The sequence below is a fragment of the Massilia pinisoli genome (assembly GCF_024753285.1).
Taxonomy (GTDB): Bacteria; Pseudomonadota; Gammaproteobacteria; order Burkholderiales; family Burkholderiaceae_D; genus Telluria; species Telluria pinisoli.
In genome coordinates this window covers 189,177-208,976 of sequence record NZ_JANUGW010000005.1, presented here as the reverse complement: position 1 = coordinate 208,976, position 19,800 = coordinate 189,177, and the positions used below count along the sequence as shown (strand labels likewise).

17 protein-coding genes are annotated in these 19,800 nt (G+C 66.9%); 15 read left to right on the top strand and 2 right to left on the bottom strand.

Annotated elements, in window-relative coordinates:
• Positions 1-102: 102 nt before the first annotated feature.
• The 14 genes from hfq (at position 103) to NX784_RS09080 (ending at position 15,582) form a co-directional block, all read left to right on the top strand.
• On the top strand, positions 103-339 hold the full coding sequence (gene hfq / locus NX784_RS09145) for an RNA chaperone Hfq (protein WP_036168820.1): 237 nt from the start codon (positions 103-105) through the stop codon (positions 337-339).
• 29 nt (positions 340-368) lie between these two features.
• Complete coding sequence (gene hflX, locus NX784_RS09140; protein ID WP_258816494.1) at positions 369-1,532, top strand: GTPase HflX; 1,164 nt, start codon at positions 369-371, stop codon at positions 1,530-1,532.
• Positions 1,533-1,595: 63 nt separating this feature from the next.
• Positions 1,596-2,891, top strand: coding sequence for an FtsH protease activity modulator HflK (hflK, locus tag NX784_RS09135; RefSeq protein WP_307735930.1), 1,296 nt, complete (start codon positions 1,596-1,598; stop codon positions 2,889-2,891).
• Positions 2,891-3,763 (top strand): protease modulator HflC, encoded by an 873-nt coding sequence (gene hflC / locus NX784_RS09130; RefSeq protein ID WP_258816336.1) that lies wholly within the window; start codon positions 2,891-2,893, stop codon positions 3,761-3,763. The genes hflK and hflC overlap by 1 nt, the downstream gene beginning before the upstream one ends.
• 294 nt (positions 3,764-4,057) lie before the next feature.
• Positions 4,058-5,215 carry an ATP phosphoribosyltransferase regulatory subunit gene (locus tag NX784_RS09125; RefSeq protein ID WP_258816335.1) on the top strand — a complete coding sequence of 386 codons (1,158 nt, stop codon included), beginning with the start codon at positions 4,058-4,060 and terminating at the stop codon, positions 5,213-5,215.
• Positions 5,212-6,525 carry an adenylosuccinate synthase gene (locus NX784_RS09120; RefSeq protein ID WP_370662921.1) on the top strand — a complete coding sequence of 438 codons (1,314 nt, stop codon included), beginning with the start codon at positions 5,212-5,214 and terminating at the stop codon, positions 6,523-6,525. The genes NX784_RS09125 and NX784_RS09120 overlap by 4 nt, the downstream gene beginning before the upstream one ends.
• 76 nt (positions 6,526-6,601) lie before the next feature.
• Positions 6,602-7,144: a phosphoribosyltransferase gene (locus NX784_RS09115; protein WP_166865465.1), complete on the top strand. Its 543-nt coding sequence runs from the start codon at positions 6,602-6,604 to the stop codon at positions 7,142-7,144.
• A gap of 150 nt (positions 7,145-7,294) precedes the next feature.
• Entirely contained in the window at positions 7,295-7,891 is a 597-nt protein-coding gene (locus NX784_RS09110; RefSeq protein ID WP_258816333.1) for a MarC family protein, read from the top strand.
• A gap of 19 nt (positions 7,892-7,910) precedes the next feature.
• Positions 7,911-8,363 (top strand): FKBP-type peptidyl-prolyl cis-trans isomerase, encoded by a 453-nt coding sequence (locus NX784_RS09105; protein WP_258816332.1) that lies wholly within the window; start codon positions 7,911-7,913, stop codon positions 8,361-8,363.
• A gap of 16 nt (positions 8,364-8,379) precedes the next feature.
• Positions 8,380-9,216 carry a helix-turn-helix domain-containing protein gene (locus NX784_RS09100; protein WP_258816331.1) on the top strand — a complete coding sequence of 279 codons (837 nt, stop codon included), beginning with the start codon at positions 8,380-8,382 and terminating at the stop codon, positions 9,214-9,216.
• A gap of 69 nt (positions 9,217-9,285) precedes the next feature.
• Positions 9,286-10,530: a glycosyltransferase gene (locus NX784_RS09095; protein ID WP_258816330.1), complete on the top strand. Its 1,245-nt coding sequence runs from the start codon at positions 9,286-9,288 to the stop codon at positions 10,528-10,530.
• An 89-nt stretch (positions 10,531-10,619) separates the two neighbouring features.
• Positions 10,620-12,899 (top strand): ATP-binding protein, encoded by a 2,280-nt coding sequence (locus tag NX784_RS09090; RefSeq protein WP_258816329.1) that lies wholly within the window; start codon positions 10,620-10,622, stop codon positions 12,897-12,899.
• A gap of 207 nt (positions 12,900-13,106) precedes the next feature.
• Positions 13,107-14,996 (top strand): S53 family peptidase, encoded by a 1,890-nt coding sequence (locus tag NX784_RS09085; RefSeq protein ID WP_258816328.1) that lies wholly within the window; start codon positions 13,107-13,109, stop codon positions 14,994-14,996.
• Between the two features lie 34 nt (positions 14,997-15,030).
• On the top strand, positions 15,031-15,582 hold the full coding sequence (locus NX784_RS09080) for a PEP-CTERM sorting domain-containing protein (RefSeq protein ID WP_258816327.1): 552 nt from the start codon (positions 15,031-15,033) through the stop codon (positions 15,580-15,582).
• On the opposite strand, the gene NX784_RS09075 is transcribed toward NX784_RS09080, so the two are convergent.
• Positions 15,583-16,686: an aldo/keto reductase gene (locus tag NX784_RS09075; protein WP_258816326.1), complete on the bottom strand. Its 1,104-nt coding sequence runs from the start codon at positions 16,684-16,686 to the stop codon at positions 15,583-15,585. It abuts the gene before it with no gap.
• Positions 16,687-16,785: 99 nt separating this feature from the next.
• Here NX784_RS09075 and NX784_RS09070 point away from each other — a divergent pair, with 99 nt between their 5' ends.
• Complete coding sequence (locus NX784_RS09070) at positions 16,786-17,682, top strand: LysR family transcriptional regulator (RefSeq protein ID WP_258816325.1); 897 nt, start codon at positions 16,786-16,788, stop codon at positions 17,680-17,682.
• A gap of 1 nt (position 17,683) precedes the next feature.
• Here NX784_RS09070 and uvrB read toward each other — a convergent pair whose 3' ends face one another.
• Positions 17,684-19,780 (bottom strand): excinuclease ABC subunit UvrB, encoded by a 2,097-nt coding sequence (gene uvrB, locus NX784_RS09065; protein WP_258816324.1) that lies wholly within the window; start codon positions 19,778-19,780, stop codon positions 17,684-17,686.
• Positions 19,781-19,800 lie beyond the last annotated feature (20 nt).

Genomic DNA, 19,800 nt, shown 5'->3' with positions numbered 1-19,800 from the left:
TGAGCCTGGGCGAACATTCACAGCTTGAGAATGTTGGCGCAGCCACTTGAAATCCGGCATCCCGCCACAATTTTTATACGACAACAACATCACGGAGCTGTCATGAGCAACAAAGGGCAACTGTTACAAGACCCATTCCTCAACGCCTTGCGCAAAGAGCACGTCCCCGTCTCGATCTACCTGGTCAACGGGATCAAGCTCCAGGGCCATATCGAGTCCTTCGACCAGTACGTGGTCCTGCTGCGTAACACGGTCACCCAGATGGTTTACAAGCACGCTATCTCCACCGTCGTTCCGGCCCGCGCCGTCAACCTCAACCTCGAACAAGACGCCGAGTGAGGTCGATGGCTGACGTGTCCGGCAACTCCATGCGCGCCGCACTGGTCGGTATCGATTTCGGTGCTGGCGACTTCAAGGCCAGTCTCGAAGAACTGGCCCTGCTGGCGCGCTCGGCGGGGGCCGAACCGGTCACCACGATCACCGCGAAGCGCAACAGTCCAGATCCCGCGCATTTCGTCGGCAGCGGCAAGGCCGACGAGATCGCGCAGGCCGTTCTCGCCGATAAGGTCGAGATCGTCATTTTCAACCACGCCCTGTCGCCCGCCCAGCAGCGTAACCTGGAGCGGCGCCTCAACGTGCGCGTCGTCGACCGCACCAGCCTGATCCTCGACATCTTCGCGCAGCGCGCGCAGAGCCACGAGGGCAAGCTGCAGGTCGAACTGGCCCAGCTGCAGCACCTGGCCACGCGCCTGATCCGCGGCTGGACCCACTTGGAACGCCAGAAGGGCGGTATCGGCCTGCGCGGTCCCGGCGAAACCCAGCTCGAGACCGACCGCCGTCTCATCGGCGAGCGCGTCAAGATGCTGCGCACGCGTCTGACGAAGCTGCGCAAGCAACACGAGACCCAGCGCCGTTCGCGCGGGCGCAACCAGACGTTTTCCGTGTCGCTCGTCGGCTATACCAACGCCGGCAAGTCGACGCTGTTCAATACCCTGACGAAGGCCGGCGTGTACGTCGCGAACCAGTTGTTCGCCACGCTGGACACGACGTCGCGCCGCCTGTACCTCGGCCCCGACACCGGCAACGTCGTCGTGTCCGATACGGTCGGTTTCGTGCGCGAACTGCCGCACCAGCTGGTCGCCGCGTTCCGCGCGACCCTCGAAGAAACCATCCACGCCGACCTGCTCCTGCACGTCGTCGATGGCGCATCGCCCGTGCGGATGGAGCAGATCGACCAGGTCAACGACGTGCTGCGCGAGATCGGCGCCGACCATATTCCCCAGATCCTCGTCTGGAACAAGATCGATGCCGCGGGCCTCGAGCCGGGAATCGAGCGTGATGAATATGGTAAGATCAGCCGCGTTTTCATCAGCGCCAGGAGCGGCGCGGGCCTCGACCTGTTGCGCGACGCGATCGTCGAAGCGGCCGGCCGCCCGGCAGCCTTGCCGGACGCCGACGAGCAGGAAGGCGAGGAAGTCGGCTATGCGCATGCCGACCCCATGCCCGCGACTCCCCATCCCGGACCCCACTAGTCTATGCTTGTATCTTTGATTAAACGGATCGGCACACGCAAGGCCGGCGGCCCTCTGCTGTCCTTGAATGATCCGCGTTGGGGCCACAAACCCAAGTCGAACGAGGGGCGGCGCCCCAACAATAAGAACGACAACGAGGGACCGCCTGAACTCGCGGAACTGTGGAACGACTTCAATCAGCGCCTGAACCGCCTGTTCGGCGGCAAGCGCGGCGGCGACGGCGGCAAGTTCCGCCCGGACGCCCGCGGCATCGGCCTGACGGCCACCGTCGTCGGCGCCATCGCCTTGCTGATCTGGCTCGCCAGCGGCGCGTTCATCGTGCAGGAAGGGCAGGTCGGCATCGTGACGACGTTCGGCAAGCTGTCGCACGTGACGGGTGCCGGTTTCAACTGGCACTGGCCGGCACCGTTCCAGGCGCACGACATCGTCAACACGGCGCAGCCGCAGACGGCCGAGATCGGCTATCGCGCGAACGTGCGCAACAAGCAGCCGAACGAAGCGCTGATGCTGACGGGCGACGAGAACATCGTCGACGTCCAGTTCTCCGTGCAGTACAAGATCAAGGACCCGGTCGCCTGGGCGTTCAACAACCGCGACCAGGTGCAGACCGTCCGCGACGCGGCCGAGACCGTCGTGCGCGAACTCGTGGGCCAGAACCGCATGGACACCGTCCTCTACGAAGGCCGCGACAAGCTCGGGGCGCAGGCGCGTGAAGCGATCCAGCTCATGGTCGACCGCTACAAGATGGGCGCTGACATCGTCGGCGTGACGATGCAGTCCGTGCAGCCGCCGGACCAGGTCGTCGCCGCGTTCGAGGATGCCGGCAAGGCGCAGGAAGAGCGTGCGCGCGCACGCAGCGAAGCGCAGGCGTTCGCCGACGACATCATCCCGCAGGCCAAGGGCCGCGCGGCGCGCCTCGTGCAGGATGCGGAAGGCTATCGCGCGCAGGTCGTCAACCAGGCGACGGGCGCCGCCGCGCGCTTCGACAAGGTCGTCGCCGAGTACGCGAAGGCGCCGGCCGTCACGCGCGACCGCATGTATATCGAGACGATGCAGCAAATCCTCTCCAGCACGAGCAAGGTCATGATCGACACGAAGAACGGCACCAACCAGGTGTACCTGCCGCTGGACCGCCTGCTGGCCCAGTCGACCGCGAACGAGGCGGCGCGCGGCGCGGGCTCCGGCCCTGTGATGGCGCCGCCGCAGAACCCGGCCCAGCCGGCGCAGCAGCCGCAGGCCCAGTCGCAACCGCAGCAGCAATCGTCCACCGCGACGCAGCCGGACAACGCGTCGGGCGAATCGGCGCGCACGCGCGAGCTGCGCAGCCGCGACACGGGCCGCGAACGGGAGAGCCGCTGATGGGCCGCCTGTTTGCCATACTGCTCGGGGGCGCGCTCGTCGTCGCGCTCGCGGCGTCGTCGATGTTCGTCGTCGACCAGCATCGCTATGCCGTCGTGTATGCGCTGGGCGAATTGCGCGAGGTGATCCAGGAACCGGGCCTGAACTTCAAGGCGCCGCCGCCGTTCCAGAACGTCGTGTACCTCGACAAGCGCCTGCAGACGCTCGACACGCCGGACGGCGAGCGCTTCATGACGGCCGAAAAGAAGGATTTGCTCGTCAACGCCTTCGTCAAATGGCGCATCGTGAACCCGCGCCAGTACGTGATCGCCATTAACGGCAACGCGGACCGCGGCGCCGAGCGCCTGGGCCAGCTCGTGCGCAATGCGCTTACGGCCGAGATCGGCAAGCGCAACCTGGCGGATGTCCTCACGGGCGGCAAGCGCGCGGACGTCGCGGCCGCCGTCCGCACCGACCTCGCGCAAGACGCGAAAGACCTGGGCGTGGAAGTGTTCGACGTGCACCTGAAGCGCATCGAATTCGTCGACCAGGTGAACAACGCCGTGTACGAGCGCATGAAGGCCGACCGCGTGCGCGTGGCGAACGAATTCCGCGCGACGGGCGCGGCCGAGGCGGAAACGATCCGCGCCGACGCCGAGCGCCAGCGCAACACGATCCTCGCCGAAGGCCAGCGCGACGCCGAGACGATCAAGGGCGAGGGCGATGCGCAGGCGTCGCAGATCTATGCGCAGTCGTTCGGCAAGAATCCGGAGTTCTACCGGTTCTATCGGTCGATGGAGGCGTACAAGGCCACGTTCAAGGGTCGGAACGACGTGATCGTGCTCGATTCGAACTCGGAATTTTTCAAATACTTCAAAGGGCCCGGGAAGTAGGGTGGACGGCTACACCCGTCGGTGTGCCGATCGGCGGCCGACGGGCCGTCCACGCGTTCAAATCCCGCGTGAATGGACGGGCAAACGGTTGTTGAACGCGTGGACGGGGAACCCGTCCACCCTACGTGACACGGCACGTTTACGTGGATGATCGGCAACGTTGGCATTCGTTTCATCGCCAACCGGCCCGCGTTTTCGGTTAAAATCGTCGATTCGGCGGAATGAACGCGTGCAAAGCCGCGCTCGTGCTGCCCGAATGTTGTCCGACTTTTAATAATCCGACCCGCTTTGCCCATGCCCACCTGGCTCCTGCCCGAGAATATCGCCGACGTCCTGCCGTCCGAAGCGCGCAAGATCGAAGAGCTGCGCCGCTTGATGCTCGACACCTTCCGTACCTACGGCTACGAGCTCGTGATGCCGCCGCTGCTCGAATACGTCGATTCGCTGCTGGCCGGCGCCGGACAGGACACCGATCTCCGCACGTTCAAACTCGTCGATTCGATGAGCGGCCGCCTGCTGGGCCTGCGCGCCGACATGACGACGCAAGTCGCCCGCATCGACGCCCACCTCTTGAACCGCGACACGGTGACGCGCCTGTGCTACGCCGGCAGCGTGCTGCACACGCAGCCGTCCGGCCTGCACGCGACGCGCGAGCCGCTGCAGATCGGCGCCGAGATCTACGGCCATGCCGGCCTCGAAGCGGACGCCGAGATCCAGGAACTGGCCCTCGCATCGCTGGCTCTGGCGGGTTTCGACCAGCCGCGCCTCGACTTGTCGCACGTGGGCGTGCTGCGCGCCATCCTCGCCGAGGATGCCGCCGCCAAGCGCGACGAGCAGCTGCTGTATGCGTTGCTGCGCTCGAAGGACGTGCCGGGCCTGATCGATGCGACCGCCGGCTACAACGAGCAGACCCGTGCCGCGCTGCTGGCGCTGCCGAACCTGTATGGCGACGTCGACGTGCTCGCGCGTGCGAAAGACGTGCTGCCGCCGCTGCCGGGCATCGCCCGCGCGCTGGCGGAACTCGCGGCGCTGGCGGGCTCGGTCCTCGGCCGGGCCGAAATCGCGATCGACCTCGCCGACCTGCGCGGCTACCAATATGAAAGCGGCGCCATGTTCGCGCTGTACGTGCCGGGCCTGCCGAACGCCGTCGCGCGCGGCGGCCGCTACGACCACGTGGGCGAGGCCTTCGGCCGCGCGCGTCCCGCGACGGGCTTCTCGCTCGACCTGCGTGAACTCGCGCGGCTGCTGCCGACGGCCGAGCGCAAGCACTCCATTCGTGCCCCGTGGGGCAACGCGCCGGAACTGCGCGAAAAAATCGCCGAACTGCGCAAGCGCGGCGAAACGGTGATCCAGTCGATGCCGGGTCACGACAATGTACAGGACGAGTTCGAGTGCGACCGCGTGCTCGTCCTCGAACAAGGAAATTGGATTCTCAAAAACTTAGGCTCATGATGTCAAATACTGCTAAGAACGTCGTTGTCATCGGCACCCAGTGGGGCGATGAAGGCAAGGGTAAGATCGTCGACTGGCTCACCGACCATGCCGCCGGCGTGGTACGTTTCCAGGGCGGCCACAATGCCGGCCACACGCTGGTCATCAAGGGCCAGAAGACCGCGCTGCAACTGATCCCGTCGGGCATCATGCGCGCAGGCGTGGCCTGCTACATCGGCAACGGCGTCGTCGTCTCCGTGCCGGACGTGATGCGCGAGATCGACAAGCTGGAAGCCGCGGGCGTGGAAGTCGCGTCGCGCCTGAAGATCTCGGAAGCGTGCCCCGTCATCCTGCCTTACCACGTCGCCATCGACGTCGCGCGCGAAGCCAAGCGCGGCGTGAACAAGATCGGCACGACGGGCAAGGGCATCGGCCCCGCCTACGAAGACAAGGTCGCGCGCCGCGCGATCCGCATCGCCGACCTGCTGAACGAAACCCGTTTTGCCGAGAAGCTGCGCGAGAACCTGGAATACCACAACTTCGTGCTGACCGGCTTCCTGGGCGGCCAGGCGCTGGACTTCCAGAAGGTGTACGACGACGCGATGGCCCTCGTGCCGCGCCTGCGTCCGATGGTCGGCGACGTGTCGTCCGCGCTGTACGCGACGCACAAGGCCGGCGGCCACCTGCTGTTCGAAGGCGCGCAGGGCTCGCTGCTGGACGTCGACCACGGCACGTACCCGTTCGTCACGTCGTCGAACTGCGTCGCGGGCAATGCCGCCGCCGGTTCCGGCGTCGGTCCGGGCATGCTGCACTACATCATGGGCATCACGAAAGCCTACACGACCCGCGTGGGTTCGGGCCCGTTCCCGTCGGAGCTGCCGACGGACGCCGGCGTGGGCGAGCACCTGTCGCGCATCGGCCATGAATTCGGCACCGTGACGGGCCGCGCCCGCCGCTGCGGCTGGTTCGACGCCGCGCTGCTGCGCCGCTCCGTGCAGATCAACGGCGTGTCGGGCATGTGCCTGACGAAGCTGGACGTGCTCGACGGCCTGGAAACGTTGAAGCTGTGCACCGGCTACAAGATCGACGGCCGCGACGCGGACATCTTCCCGGTGGGCGCCGAAGAAGCCGCGGCCTGTGTGCCGGTGTACGAAGAGATGCCGGGCTGGACGGGCACCACCGTCGGCGCCAAGTCGATGGACGAGCTGCCGGCCAACGCCCGCGCGTACATCAAGCGCATCGAAGAACTGGTCGGCGTTCCGGTGGACATGGTGTCGACCGGTCCGGACCGCGAAGAAACCATCGTGCTGCGCCACCCGTTCGCAGCCTGATATCGAAACAGCGTCCCCGCCGTGCTACCCGTGCGGTCGGGACGTCAGCCACAAGCAGAAACTAGGGATACTCCAAATGACGACGCCTCCATCGACCGACAAGGACCTGTGGGTCTCCTGGGATGAATACAACCGCCTGATCGAGCGCCTCGCGCTGAAGGTGTACGAATCGAACTGGAAGTTCGACATGGTGCTGTGCCTCGCGCGCGGCGGCGTGCGCCCGGGCGACGCGATCTCGCGCATCTTCGACGTGCCGCTGGCGATCCTGTCGACCAGCTCGTACCGCGAAGAAGCGGGCACGAAGCAGGGCGACCTGGACATCGCCAAGTACATGACGATGACCAAGGGCCCGCTGGCCGGCCGCATCCTCCTGGTCGACGACCTGGCCGATTCCGGCGTCACCCTGATGCGCGTGCGCGAGCACCTGCAGCAGAACTACCAGGACGTGACGGAAGTGCGTTCGGCCGTCATCTGGGTCAAGGGCACGTCGTCGATCAAGCCGGACTACCACCTGGTCGACCTGCCGCACAATCCGTGGATCCACCAGCCGTTCGAGGATTACGACGGCCTGCGTCCGCACCAGCTGTCGTCGTGGCTGAAGAAGTTCGAGCAGAACTGATCCGCAGCGGATACGAACGAGAAGGGCGACACGAGCAGTGTCGCCTTTTTTCATTGCGGCCGCGCTGTCGTAGGGTGGGCACCCCTGTGCCCACCCTACGATCCAATGATCGGTTAATATCGACGAGTCGCAAGAACAATAACAACGCCCATGACCCAGAGCTTCTTCCAGACCTTCATCCTGCTGCTGCTCGTCACGGACCCCTTCGGCAACGTCCCCCTGTTCGTGACGGCGCTGAAAGACGTGGCCCCGGCCCGCCGCCCGCGCATCGTCGTGCGCGAATGCGCGATCGCCTTCCTCCTGCTGCTGCTCTTCATGTTCTTCGGCCGCCACTTCCTGGCGGCGCTGCAGCTGACCGACATCTCGCTGCGCATCGGCGGCAGCGTCATCCTGCTGATCATCGCCATCCGCATGATCTTCCCGCATCCCGACGGCGTGCTCGGTCGCAGCGAAGGCGGCGAGCCGTTCATCGTGCCCCTCGCGATTCCCGCGCTGGCCGGGCCGTCGGCGCTGGCGACCGTGCTGCTGTTCACCTCCGGCTCGATCGAGGAAGTGCTCGTGCACGTGGCCGCGCTGGCGGCCGTCGCCGCCGTCTGGCTGGTCGTCTTCCTCGGCGCCGAGCGCCTGCAGAACCTGCTCGGCACGCATGTCATGACGGCGTTCGAGCGCCTGATGGGCCTGATCCTCACGGCGATGTCGATCGAGATGCTGCTGGGCGGCGTACGCGCCTTCGTCAAGACCCTCTGACTTTCACAAGGATCCAACCATGAACACAATGCTCCGCGCCGCTGCCCTCGGCCTCGCGCTCACCCTGTCGCTGGCTGCCTGCAAGCGCCGCGAAGAAGCGCCGTCCGCGCCCGCCAAGGCCGACACGTCCGCCATCGCCTTCCAGAAGATCGACACCACGGCCGGCACGGGCGCGGAAGCGACGCCCGGCAAACACGTCACCGTCAACTACACGGGCTGGCTGTACCTGCCGGACGCGCCCCAGCACCACGGCGAGCAGTTCGACAGCTCCGTCGGCCGCAAGCCGTTCACGTTCCAGCTCGGCAGCGGCATGGTCATCCCCGGCTGGGACCAGGGCGTCGCCGGCATGAAGGTGGGCGGCAAGCGCACGCTCGTCATTCCCGCCGCGCTGGGCTACGGCGCGGAAGGCGGCGGACCGATCCCGCCCAACGCGAACCTGATCTTCGACGTCGAACTGCTCGACGTGCAGTAAGTCCGCCGCGGCGACCATGCACGCCTGGATGCACACGCCGCAGGGAGAGCTGACCGAGGCCGTGCACGGCATCGGCTTCTATTCGACCGTGGACGAGCCGTGGCCGCCCGCGCAGCCGCACCTGAACCGGTTCCCGGCGATGGTGTACTGCAGCCTCACGTTCTTCGCGCAAGGCGCCGTCGCGCTGCCGGACGATATGGGCGAACTGCGGGCGATGGCCGACTGGTCCGTGTCCGGACCGCGCACGCGGCCCGTCGCGTCGCTGTCGCTGGCGCCGCTGCGCTCGCTGGGCGTGCTGCTGTATCCCGACGCGTTCGCCTTGTTGACGGGACTCGCACCAGCCGCCCTGCAAGACCGCAACGACCCCGCCGACGACTTGCTCGATGCCGGCTGGGCCACGTGGCCGCAGGCGCTGCGCGCGTGCGCCGACGATGCCACGCAGCTGGCGTGGGTCGAAGCGGACCTGTGTGCGCGCTGGCGTGCCGTGCGCGGCCGCTGGGATCCGGCGCTGGGCGCCAGCCTGCGCCGCATCGCCGCGCCGGACGGCGCCGCCACCGTGCCCGCGCTCGGAGAAGCACTTGGCGTGGGCGAGCGCCAGGCGCAGCGTCAGTACCGCGCCCATGTCGGCCTGAGTCCCGCGCAGGCGCGCCGCCTGCAGCGGATGAACGCGGCCGTGTACGCGCTGCGCGACCCGCAGGCGCCCGCGCGCACGCTCGCGGACCTCGCTGCCGAACTTGGCTATGCCGACCAGGCCCACATGGCGCGCGAACTGCGCCAGCTCGCGGGCTTGCCGCCGTCGCGACTGGAAACGCACATCGATACCGACCGCGAGTACTGGCCGTATCGGCTCTGATGTCGGGTTTGTTCAAGCCGGCCGCCGCGCCGCCGGCCAGAATCGTGCCTTTCCGAACGAGGCACGACGATGAAGATCACCTTTCTCACCTACGGTACGGACGGCGACACGCGCCCGCTGCTGGCGCTCGCGCGTGAAGTGAGGGCGCGCGGCCACGAGGCGCACGTCCTGGCCGACGTGGCGGGCGCGCCGCATGCGCAGGCCCTCGGCATTCCCTTCACGGCGCTGGCGGGCGACATGCGCGCCGCGTTCCTGCCCGGCGGCGCGTTCGGCCGGCTGCTCGAGGACGGCGCCAGCATGACGCGCCTCACGCGCGCCTGCGCGGCCCTCGCGCGCGACAACACGGGGCCGTGGATGGAAGCGGCACGCGCGGTGGCGCGGGGCAGCGATGCGCTCGTGTATTCGGGCCTCGCGGGTTTCGTCGGCCTCGCCGTCGCCGACGCGTTGCGCGTCCCCGTCGCCGGCGCCGCCATGTGGCCGATGACGCCCACGCGCGCGTTCGCGCCGCCGTTCCTGCCCGTGCACCGCTGGCCGGGCTGGGCCAACCTGCTCGCGCATCGCGCGTTCGAGCACATGGCGTGGTCCATGTTCGGCCCCGAACTGAACCGCGCGCGCCGCCACGTGTTCGGCGCACCGCCGCGGCGCCGGCCGTGGCGCGGCGTGCCGATGCTGTACGGCTGCTCGCCCACGTTGCTGGCGCGTCCTGCCGACTGGCCCGCGAACGCGGAACTCACGGGCGCGTGGCATCTGCCGGCGCGGGAAGACTGGCGGCCCCAACAGGCCTTGCTGGACTTTCTCGCGGCCGGGCCGGCACCCGTCTACATCGGCTTCGGCAGCATGGCGGGTGTCGACCAGGCGACGCTCGTCGATGCCGTCACGGCCGTGGCAGCGGAGCGGCGCGTGCTGTTCCATCCGGGCTGGAGCGGCATCGATCCGGCCCGGCTGCCGGAGGGCGTGTTCGCGCTGGGCGACACGCCGCACGACTGGCTGTTCCCGCGCACGGCGCTCGCCGTGCACCATGGCGGCGCCGGGACCAGCCACGCGGCCGCGCGGGCGGGCGTGCCGTCCGTCGTCGTGCCGTTCGCCGGCGACCAGTTCTTCTGGGCCCGGCGGACGGGCGAGCGGGGGATCGCCGTGACGTGTCCGGCCATGCGGCTCGACGGCGATCGCCTCGCGCACGCCGTCGCGGCCGCGTCGGCGCCCGCGCTGCGCGACAACGCGCGCCGCGTCGGGCAGGCGATGGCGCGCGAAGACGGCGTGCGCGAGGCCGTCGACCGCCTGCTGGGCGGCGCCGCGCGCCGGCTGGCCGGCTGACGGCGCCGATGTTGGCTGATCGGACACTTCTTCGGTATATACTGGAATTCCCAGCCGGATTCCCCGCCTTAGAAACGATTGGCCTGCACATGAATCTGTCGCTCTCCCGTCCGACGGCGCTCAGCTATTACGTGGTGATCGCCTTGCTGCTGGCGACCCCGGCCTTGCTGCTCTGGCAGCACTTCGGGATGATCCGTACGATCGAGATTTCGCCCCGCCAGCCGCATGGGGTCATGGTCGCCGACGATCGGCGCGAGCTGCACGGCAATTCCGTCGGCTCGGTCGTCGTGAGGCCGGATGCCATCGTCATGCATTGCGAGTTGCGGGCGCGCGCCTCGTACCCGTTTTGCAAGTTGCAGTTCCTGCTGGGCGAACCGGGCAAGGGCGTGGACCTGTCCCGCTTCGACACGATCGAGTTCGACCTGCGCTATACGGGCCGCACGCCTCCCATTGTCAACCTTAACCTGCTGAATTTCGAACCGGAGTTTTTCAGGCCGGGCGAGTGGAATTCGCAGCGCTACAACATTGCCGAGATCGAGCTGCCCGCCCAGCCCAGGTTCAGCATCCCCATGAACGTATTGCGCACGGCGGATTGGTGGCGCACGTTGTACAAGGTGCCGCTGTCCAAGACCTATCCGCGGCTCGACCACGTGACGGTCGCGGAGATATCGACGGCCGCCATCCCGCCGGGCCAATCGATCACGATCGAGCTGCGCTCCCTGCGGTTCCGCGGCAAATGGATCTCGAAGACCGCCTTGCTCGCGGGGCTCGTGATCGCGTGGATCGCCTCAGGACTCGTCGGCCTGGCGCAGGGGCTGCTGCACTACCGGGCGGGCCTGTCCGCCAGTAACTCGCGGCTCGAGCACCTGGCCACCGTCGACCGGGAACGCAAGGCGGCCGAGGCGGCGCGCGAGGAGGCGCTCGCGGAGGCCGTCGGGCTGGCGCGCCAGCGCAGCAATTTCCTCGCACAGATGAGCCATGAACTGCGTACCCCGCTGAACGCCATCATCGGCTATGCGCAGCTGCTGCGGCGCGACCGGCACCAGTTGAACGAACGGCAGGCCGTCGGCCTCGCCACGATCCACGAGAGCGGCCAGCACCTGCTCACCTTGATCAACGACATCCTCGACCTGGCGCGCGTCGAGGCCGGCAAGATGGTGCTGCATCCCATCGCCATCCATCTCGGCACCTTCCTTCAAGTTGTCGTCGACATCATGCGCGTGAAGGCCGAGGAAAAAGGGCTCGCGTTCCACTACGAACCGGCGCCCGACCTGCCGGCCGCGGTGACGGTCGACGAGACGCGCCTGCGCCAAGTGCTGTTGAACCTGTTGGGCAATGCGGTGAAATTCACTGATCAGGGCACGGTGTCGTTGCGCGTGCTGCCGGCACCGCCGGGCGACGGTGCGAACGGGCATGGCAGTGACGCGATCGCGCGCCTGCGCTTCGAAGTGGCCGACAGCGGCATCGGCATGAGCGCGCCTCAGGTCGGCCGCCTGTTCCACCCGTTCGAGCAGGTGGCCGACGCCCGCCGGCGCGAGGGCGGCACGGGCCTCGGCCTGGCCATCAGCCAGCAACTTGTGCGCCTGATGGGCGGCACCATCACGGTGGCGAGCCAGCCGGGCAAGGGGAGCACGTTCGCGTTCGAACTGGCCCTGCCGGTCGCGACAGGCACCCCCGCCACGCAGCCGTCGATGCGCGCCATCGTGGGCTATGAAGGCGAACGCAAGCGCGTGCTGGTCGTCGACGACGTCCCGCAGAACCGCGCGATGGTGATGAGCCTGCTGCAAGACCTCGGGTTCGTCGTCGCCGCGGCCGAGAACGGCATGGAGTGCCTCGTCGTGCTCGACAGCTTCAAGCCCGACCTGATCGTGATGGACGTCATGATGCCTGTCCTCGACGGCAACGAGACGACGCGGCGCATCCGCCAGTTGCCGGCGTGGAAGACGATCCCGATCATCGCCGTCGCCGCCAGCGCCGGCCGCGACGACGAGGCGCGCAGCGTCGACGCCGGTGTCGACGCGTTCCTCGCCAAGCCCGTCGAGCACGACGTCCTGCTGCGCACCATCGGCACGCAGCTCGCGCTGACGTGGATCGCCGGGCTGCCCGCGCCGGAACCGCACGCCGCCGAGGACGAGGACGACGCGGCGCTCGTCGTCCCGCCGGCCCAGGAGATCGAGGTGTTGTGGCAGCTGGCGCGGATCGGCAACATGCGCAAGATCCGCGAGCGCGCCAGCTACCTGCAGGCGCTCGATCCCGCGTATGCGCCATTCGCGAACCGCCTGCACGCACTGGCGCAAGGCTACCATTCGAAAGACCTGGCCGCGTTCGTGGAGCGCTACCGCACCGAAAGCGCCGTACCGCCGGCGTGACTCGTTTGATTGCGATCAAACATTTGTGTGTCGAGAAAATTTACATAAATACAAATTTTTTGACACAAACAATGTGACAGGAGGATGACAAGCTTTTGATTAATTGAGGAAATGACTCTTGGTTACAGAAAATGGCATACGGCTTGCTTGATGGTCGATGGTCTGCCCCATGCGGGCAGACGTCCAACAACCATCAGGGAGTCCGCATTGAAAACGCTCACTGCAATTACCGTTGCCATCGGTGTGTTGACCAGTTCGCTGGCTTACGGCGCCACGACATCCACCCAGTTCCACGTCGATAAAGACGCGCGCATCGTCGATCTCGGGCTCGCGCCCCAGTCCGAAACGCGGCAGATCACGCTGTCGCTGGCCGTCAAGAACCTCGCCGCCATGGAAGCCCATGTCGCGTCGCTCGCCGATCCCGCCAGCCCCAACTACCGTACATTCCTGACGCCGGCCCAGGTCGGCAGCTTGTACGGCCAGGACGCCGCCACCGTCGCCCAGGTCGTCAACTTCCTGAAGGCGCAGGGCCTGACGGTGACGAAGGTCTATGCGAACAACCTGCTGATTTCCGCGCGCGGCACGAATGCGCAGCTCGCCGCCGTGTTCGGCAGCCCCATCCACGCCTACCAGGCGCAGGGCCGCGCGTACGAGGCGCCCGCGGGCGCGACCGCCGTGCCCGCCAACCTGGCCGGTATCGTGAAGTCCGTGCACGGCCTGGACGGCCGGCCGCTATTCCGCAGCAACGTCGTCCGGCAGCCCGCGACGGGCCCGTCGGCCGCCGAAGCGAAGCTGGTGCCTACCCGCATCCCGACGCCGAACGCCACGCCGGCATCGCTGCCGGGCGAATACACGGTGCTGGACCTCGCCGCCAAGTACAACGTGACACCGCTGTACGCGGCCGGCGTGACGGGCACGGGCAAGACGATCGGCATCGCCACCCTGGCCGGCTACCGCCAGTCCGACGCGTACGGCTACTGGAATGCGCTGGGGCTACCGGTGGCGCCGAACCGCATCACGGACGTGCTCGTCGACGGCGGGCCGCTGCCGGACGACGGCCCGGGCAGCGACGGTGCCGGCGAGACGACGCTCGACGTCGAGCAGTCGGGCGGCGTGGCCCCGGGCGCCAACATGCGCGTGTACCTCGCGCCGAACAGCGGCAACGGCTTCCTCGACATGTTCGCCGCAGCGATCGACGACAACATCGTCGACACCCTGTCCGTGAGCTGGGGCGCGGCCGAGATCTACAACACCGCCGCAGACCTGGAGGCGTTCCACAAGGTATTCCTGCAGGCCGCATTGCAGGGCATTCCCGTGATCGCCGCCTCGGGCGATGCCGGTGCGTTCGACATCAACCGCAACTTCCCGTATCCCGACTGCACCACGTTGCTGTCGGCGGACCACCCGGCGTCCGACACGGCGGTCCTCGCCGCCGGCGGCACGACCTTGCCGCACACGCAGGTCCACCGCTACGGCACGATCACGATCCCGACCGAGCGCGCCTGGGGCTGGGACTACCTGCGCAACTACATCACGCAATACTATGGCCAGGCCACGTACTACACGAACTACTTCCCGGTGGGCGGCGGCGGCGGCGTCAGCGTCGACTTCGCGCGGCCCGGCTACCAGAACGCGCTCGCGGGCGTGATGACGAGCGCCGCGGCGCAAAGCCTGTACTGCAAGGCGTCGCTGGTCGGCGACCCGGGTTCGGGGTACGAAGACCTGATCGACCTGCCGCCGGGCGCCCCCGGACGCAACCTGCCGGACGTGTCGCTGAACGCGGACCCGTACAGCGGCTACCTCGTCTATTTCGAAGGGCAGTGGGGCGCGGGCAACGGCGGCACGAGCTTCGTGGCGCCGCAGCTGAACGGCATCTTCACCTTGATCGCCGCGGGCACGAACAGCCGGCTGGGGCCGTTGCATCCGAAGCTGTACGGCGCGTTCAAGACCTATGGCTACGGCGCCAAGTCGCCGTTCCGCGCCATCACGGCGGGCACGAACCTGTACTACAAGAGCACAAGCACGTTCAATCCGGCGACGGGCCTCGGCTCGCTCGACGTGACGAACCTCGCGCGCGCCTTCGGCGTGAACCTGTGACCCGCAGCCCGACAACCTTTACGAAAGACTTGCGATGAAATCGATCAAACACGCTTTGTTGGGCTTCGTGCTCGCGACCTGCGCCGTCTTCAACGCCTCGGCCACGCCGACGTTCAGCGACGCGTTCTTCGTCGTGCCCGTCTTCGGTCCGACGACGACGCAGACTTGGGACTTCGGCATCACGGAACCCGCCGCCCAGGCGGGCGACACGTTCCTGTACGACTTCCTGTTCAACACGCCGCCGGAGCCCGCGTGGTTCAAGTTCGCCGTGTTCCCCGATGTGGCCGGTTCGCTGGCGTTCACCGACCTCGGCTTCTTCGCGGGCGACTTCGTGACGCCGATCGATGCGCTCACCTTGTCGCTGACGAGCGACCTGGCCGCCGGCAGCGGCACGATCACGAGCGGCACGTACGACGTGCGGCTGGCCGGGACGTTCCTCGCGGCCGGTGCCGGCTTCACGGGAGTGGCGGTCTCCGACGTCCCGGAACCGGTCAGCCTTGCGCTGATGGCTGCCGGCCTGGCCGGCATGGGCGCCGCGCGCCGGCGCCGGCGTGTCGCAAAGGAGGATGCCGTCGAAGCGACCTGATCATTCGACCCCGCTGCCCGTGCCCTCCACGAGCACGGGCGCGCGATAGCCGGCCGGCTTGTCGCCGACGCGGGCGCCGCCGTACATCATCCCCTGCATCGCATTCGTGAAGAAGTAGTAGGGGAACGGCGTTGCCGGCCGGCTGGCGTCGTCCAGGCGCTGGACGAGTTCGGCGGGCAGCTCGAAGTCGAGCGCGCAGAGGTTGGTCGTCATTTGCTCCGGCCGCGACGCACCGACGATCACGCTGGCCACGCCCGGGCGGTTCGCGACCCAGTTGAGGGCAACTTGCGCCAGCGGCCGGCCGACGGCATCCGCGACTTTTGCCAGTTCGTCGACGATCTGGAAATTGCGTTCGGTGAGGTGCTGGAACGCCGGGTTGCCATTGCCCTGCATCGCGGCGAGCCGGCCTTCCGAGGCGCCGTCGCGGCGGTAGCGGCCCGCGAGCAGGCCACTGGCCAGCGGGCTCCACACGGTGATGCCCATGCCCAGTTCCGTGGCCAGGCGCTGGTATTCGTGTTCGATGTTGCGTTCGACGAGCGAGTACTGCAGTTGCAGGGCCGACCCCGGCTCGTAGCCGCGCCACTCGGCCAGCGTCTGGGCGCGGGCCGCGTACCACGCGGGCACGTCGGACAGGCCGATGTGGCGGATCTTGCCGGCACGGACGAGGTCGTCCAACGTGCGCATCACTTCCTCGACGGGTGTCAACTGGTCCCAGGCGTGCACGTAGAACACATCCAGGTAATCCGTTTGCAGGCGCTTGAGGGAGTTCGCGACAGCGCGCATCAGGTTCTTGCGGCCGTTGCCGCCGCCGTTGGCATTCGCGGCCGCCAGGTTGAACGTGTACTTGCTCGCGAGGACGAGCTCGTCGCGTGATCTGCTGGACTTGATGAATTCGCCCAGCCACGTCTCGCTGGTACCGTTCGTGTACACGTCGGCCGTGTCGATGAAGTTGCCGCCGTGGTCGCGGTACAGGTTGAACACCGTTTCCGCCGCCGCCTTGTCCGAACCCCAGCCCCATTCCGTGCCGAAGGTCATCGCGCCCAGCGACAGGCGGCTCACGCGCAGGCCCGTGCGGCCGAGGGTGTAGTAGATCGGTTGGTTCATCGTCGTTCTCCTCGTTGGGTGGATGAACGACATCGTAATTCGCGCGATAAGGAAGAAAAAGCGGGATAATCTTCAATCCTTATTAAGCTACGCTTCATAATGAAACTCACGCAACTGGACGGCCTGCTCGCGTTCGCCACCGTCGCCAGGCAGGGCAATTTCACGGCCGCGGCCGCGCTGCTGGAAGTGACGCCATCGGCCGTCAGCCAGACCATGCGGCAACTGGAGGAGCGGCTGGGCGTGCGCCTGTTGCACCGGACGACGCGCAGCGTGAGCCTGACGGAAGCAGGGGAGCAATTTCTCGCGCGCGTGGGGCCCGCCGTGGCCGAGCTTACGCAGGCGGCGGCCGAGCTGGACGACTATCGCCGCGGCGTCAGCGGCACCTTGCGGCTGAACATGGCGAACATCGTGTACGCCGCGTATCTGCGGCCGCTGCTGCCGGGCTTCCTGGCGCGCCATCCGGCCATCAAGGTCGAGCTGGACCTGGACGACAGCTTCGTCGACATCGTGGCCGGCGGCTTCGACGCAGGCGTGCGGCTGGGCGAGTCCGTCCAGGTCGACATGGTGACCGTGCCGCTGACGCGCGAGGAGACGATGTGCATGGTGGCGTCGCCGGACTACGTGGCGCGGCGCGGGCTGCCGGACTCCATCGAGGCATTGCAGCAGCACGACTGCATCCGCTTCCGCTTCCGCAAGAGCAATACGATCTACCGGTGGGAGCTGATGCGCGACGATCAGTTGATCGAGGTGGAAGTGAACGGGCCTTTGATCGTGACGAGCAGCGTCGCGATGGCCAGCGCCGCACTCGACGGCGTCGGCATCGCGTTCGTGTTTGCCCGGCAGGTGGAGGCGGACGTCGCGGCCGGCAGGCTGGTGCCCGTGCTGCCTGCGTGCTGGCCCACGTTCGCGGGCTTTCACCTGTACTACCCGACAAGAAGACAAATGCCCGCGAAGTTGCGGGCATTTATCGATTACTGCACGGCGAGGGTGGGGTGACTCACTTGCCGAGGATGGACACCACGTTGTCCGCCCCCGGCGCGCCGAACGCCTGTTGCTTGAGGACGTGCAGTTGATCGCGCACCTGCGCGGCCTTCTCGAACTCGAGGTTCTTGGCGTGGTCGACCATGAGCTTTTCGAGGCGCTTGATCTCTTTCGAAATCTGCTTCTCGCTCATGCCCTCGACCTTCGCCGCGTCTTCCGACAGGCCGACGTCGTTCAGCATGGCCTTCTGCGCGGCCGCGCTGTAGACGCCGTCGATCATCTCCTTGATCTTCTTCTGCACGCCCTTCGGGATGATGCCGTTCGCCTCGTTGAACGCGATCTGCTTCGCGCGGCGGCGTTCCGTCTCGTCGATCGCGCGCTTCATCGAATCCGTGATCTGGTCCGCGTACAGGATCGCGACGCCGTTCAGATTACGCGCCGCGCGGCCGATGGTCTGGATCAGCGAGCGTTCCGAGCGCAGGAAGCCTTCCTTGTCGGCGTCCAGCACGGCCACGAGCGACACTTCCGGCAGGTCGAGGCCCTCGCGCAGCAGGTTGATGCCGACCACAACGTCGAACGTGCCGAGGCGCAGGTCGCGCAGGATTTCCACGCGTTCCACCGTGTCGATGTCGCTGTGCAGGTAGCGCACCTTGATGCCGTGGTCGGACAGGTATTCCGTCAGCTGTTCGGCCATGCGCTTCGTCAGCGTCGTGACGAGCACGCGCTCGTCCTTCTTGATGCGGTCCGTGATCTCGCCCATCAGGTCGTCCACCTGCGAACGCGCGGGTTTCACGATGACCTGCGGATCGACGAGGCCCGTCGGGCGCACGACCTGCTCGACCACGTTGTCGGCTTTTTCCTTTTCGTAGTCGGCCGGGGTCGCGGAGACGAAAATACACTGGCGCATCTTGTTCTCGAATTCCGAGAATTTCAGCGGCCGGTTGTCGAGCGCGGACGGCAGGCGGAAACCGTAGTCGACGAGGTTCACCTTGCGCGAACGGTCGCCGTTGTACATGGCGTTCAACTGGCCGATCATCACGTGCGACTCGTCCATGAACATGAGCGCGTCCTTGGGCAGATAGTCGATCAACGTGGGCGGCGGCTCGCCCGGCATCGAGCCGGACAGGTGGCGCGAATAGTTCTCGATGCCCTTGGTAAAACCGACTTCGGCCAGCATCTCGAGGTCGAAGCGCGTGCGCTGTTCGAGGCGCTGCTCTTCCAGCAGCTTGCCCTGCTGGCGGAATTCTTCCAGGCGGTCGCGCAGCTCGGCCTTGATGGAGTCGACGGCCTTCAGCACGGTGGCGCGGCCCGTGACGTAGTGCGAGCCAGGGTACACGGTGAAGCGCGGGATCTTCTGCCGGACCTTGCCCGTCAGCGGGTCGAACAGTTGCAGCGATTCGATCTCGTCGTCGAACATCTCGACGCGGATCGCGAGTTCGGCGTGCTCGGCCGGGAAGATGTCGATCGTGTCGCCGCGGACGCGGAACGTGCCGCGCGCGAAGTCCATCTCGTTGCGCGTGTACTGCATCTGGATCAGGCGCGCGATGACGTCGCGCTGCGCGACCTTGTCGCCCGTGCGCAACGTGAGAATCATCTTGTGGTACTCGTTCGGATTACCGATACCGTAGATCGCGGACACGGTGGCGACGATGACGACGTCGCGCCGTTCCATCAGCGACTTCGTGCACGACAGGCGCATCTGCTCGATGTGCTCGTTGATCGACGAGTCCTTCTCGATGAACAGGTCGCGCTGCGGCACGTACGCTTCCGGCTGGTAGTAGTCGTAGTAGGAGACGAAGTACTCGACGGCATTCTGCGGGAAGAACTCGCGGAACTCCGCGTACAGCTGGGCCGCGAGCGTCTTGTTCGGAGCGAACACGATGGCGGGCCGGCCCGCGCGCGCGATGACGTTGGCCATCGTGTATGTCTTGCCGGAACCGGTCACGCCGAGCAGCGTCTGGTACATCAGGCCGTCTTCGATACCGTCGATCAGCCCTTCGATCGCCGTTGGCTGGTCGCCGGCCGGTGGGAAGGGCTGGTGCAGCTTGAATGGTGAATTCGGGTACGTGATGACGGTGGGTGCTGGTGAATTTGCAACCGATAAATCTGCCATTGGATCAGACCTTTGCTAGA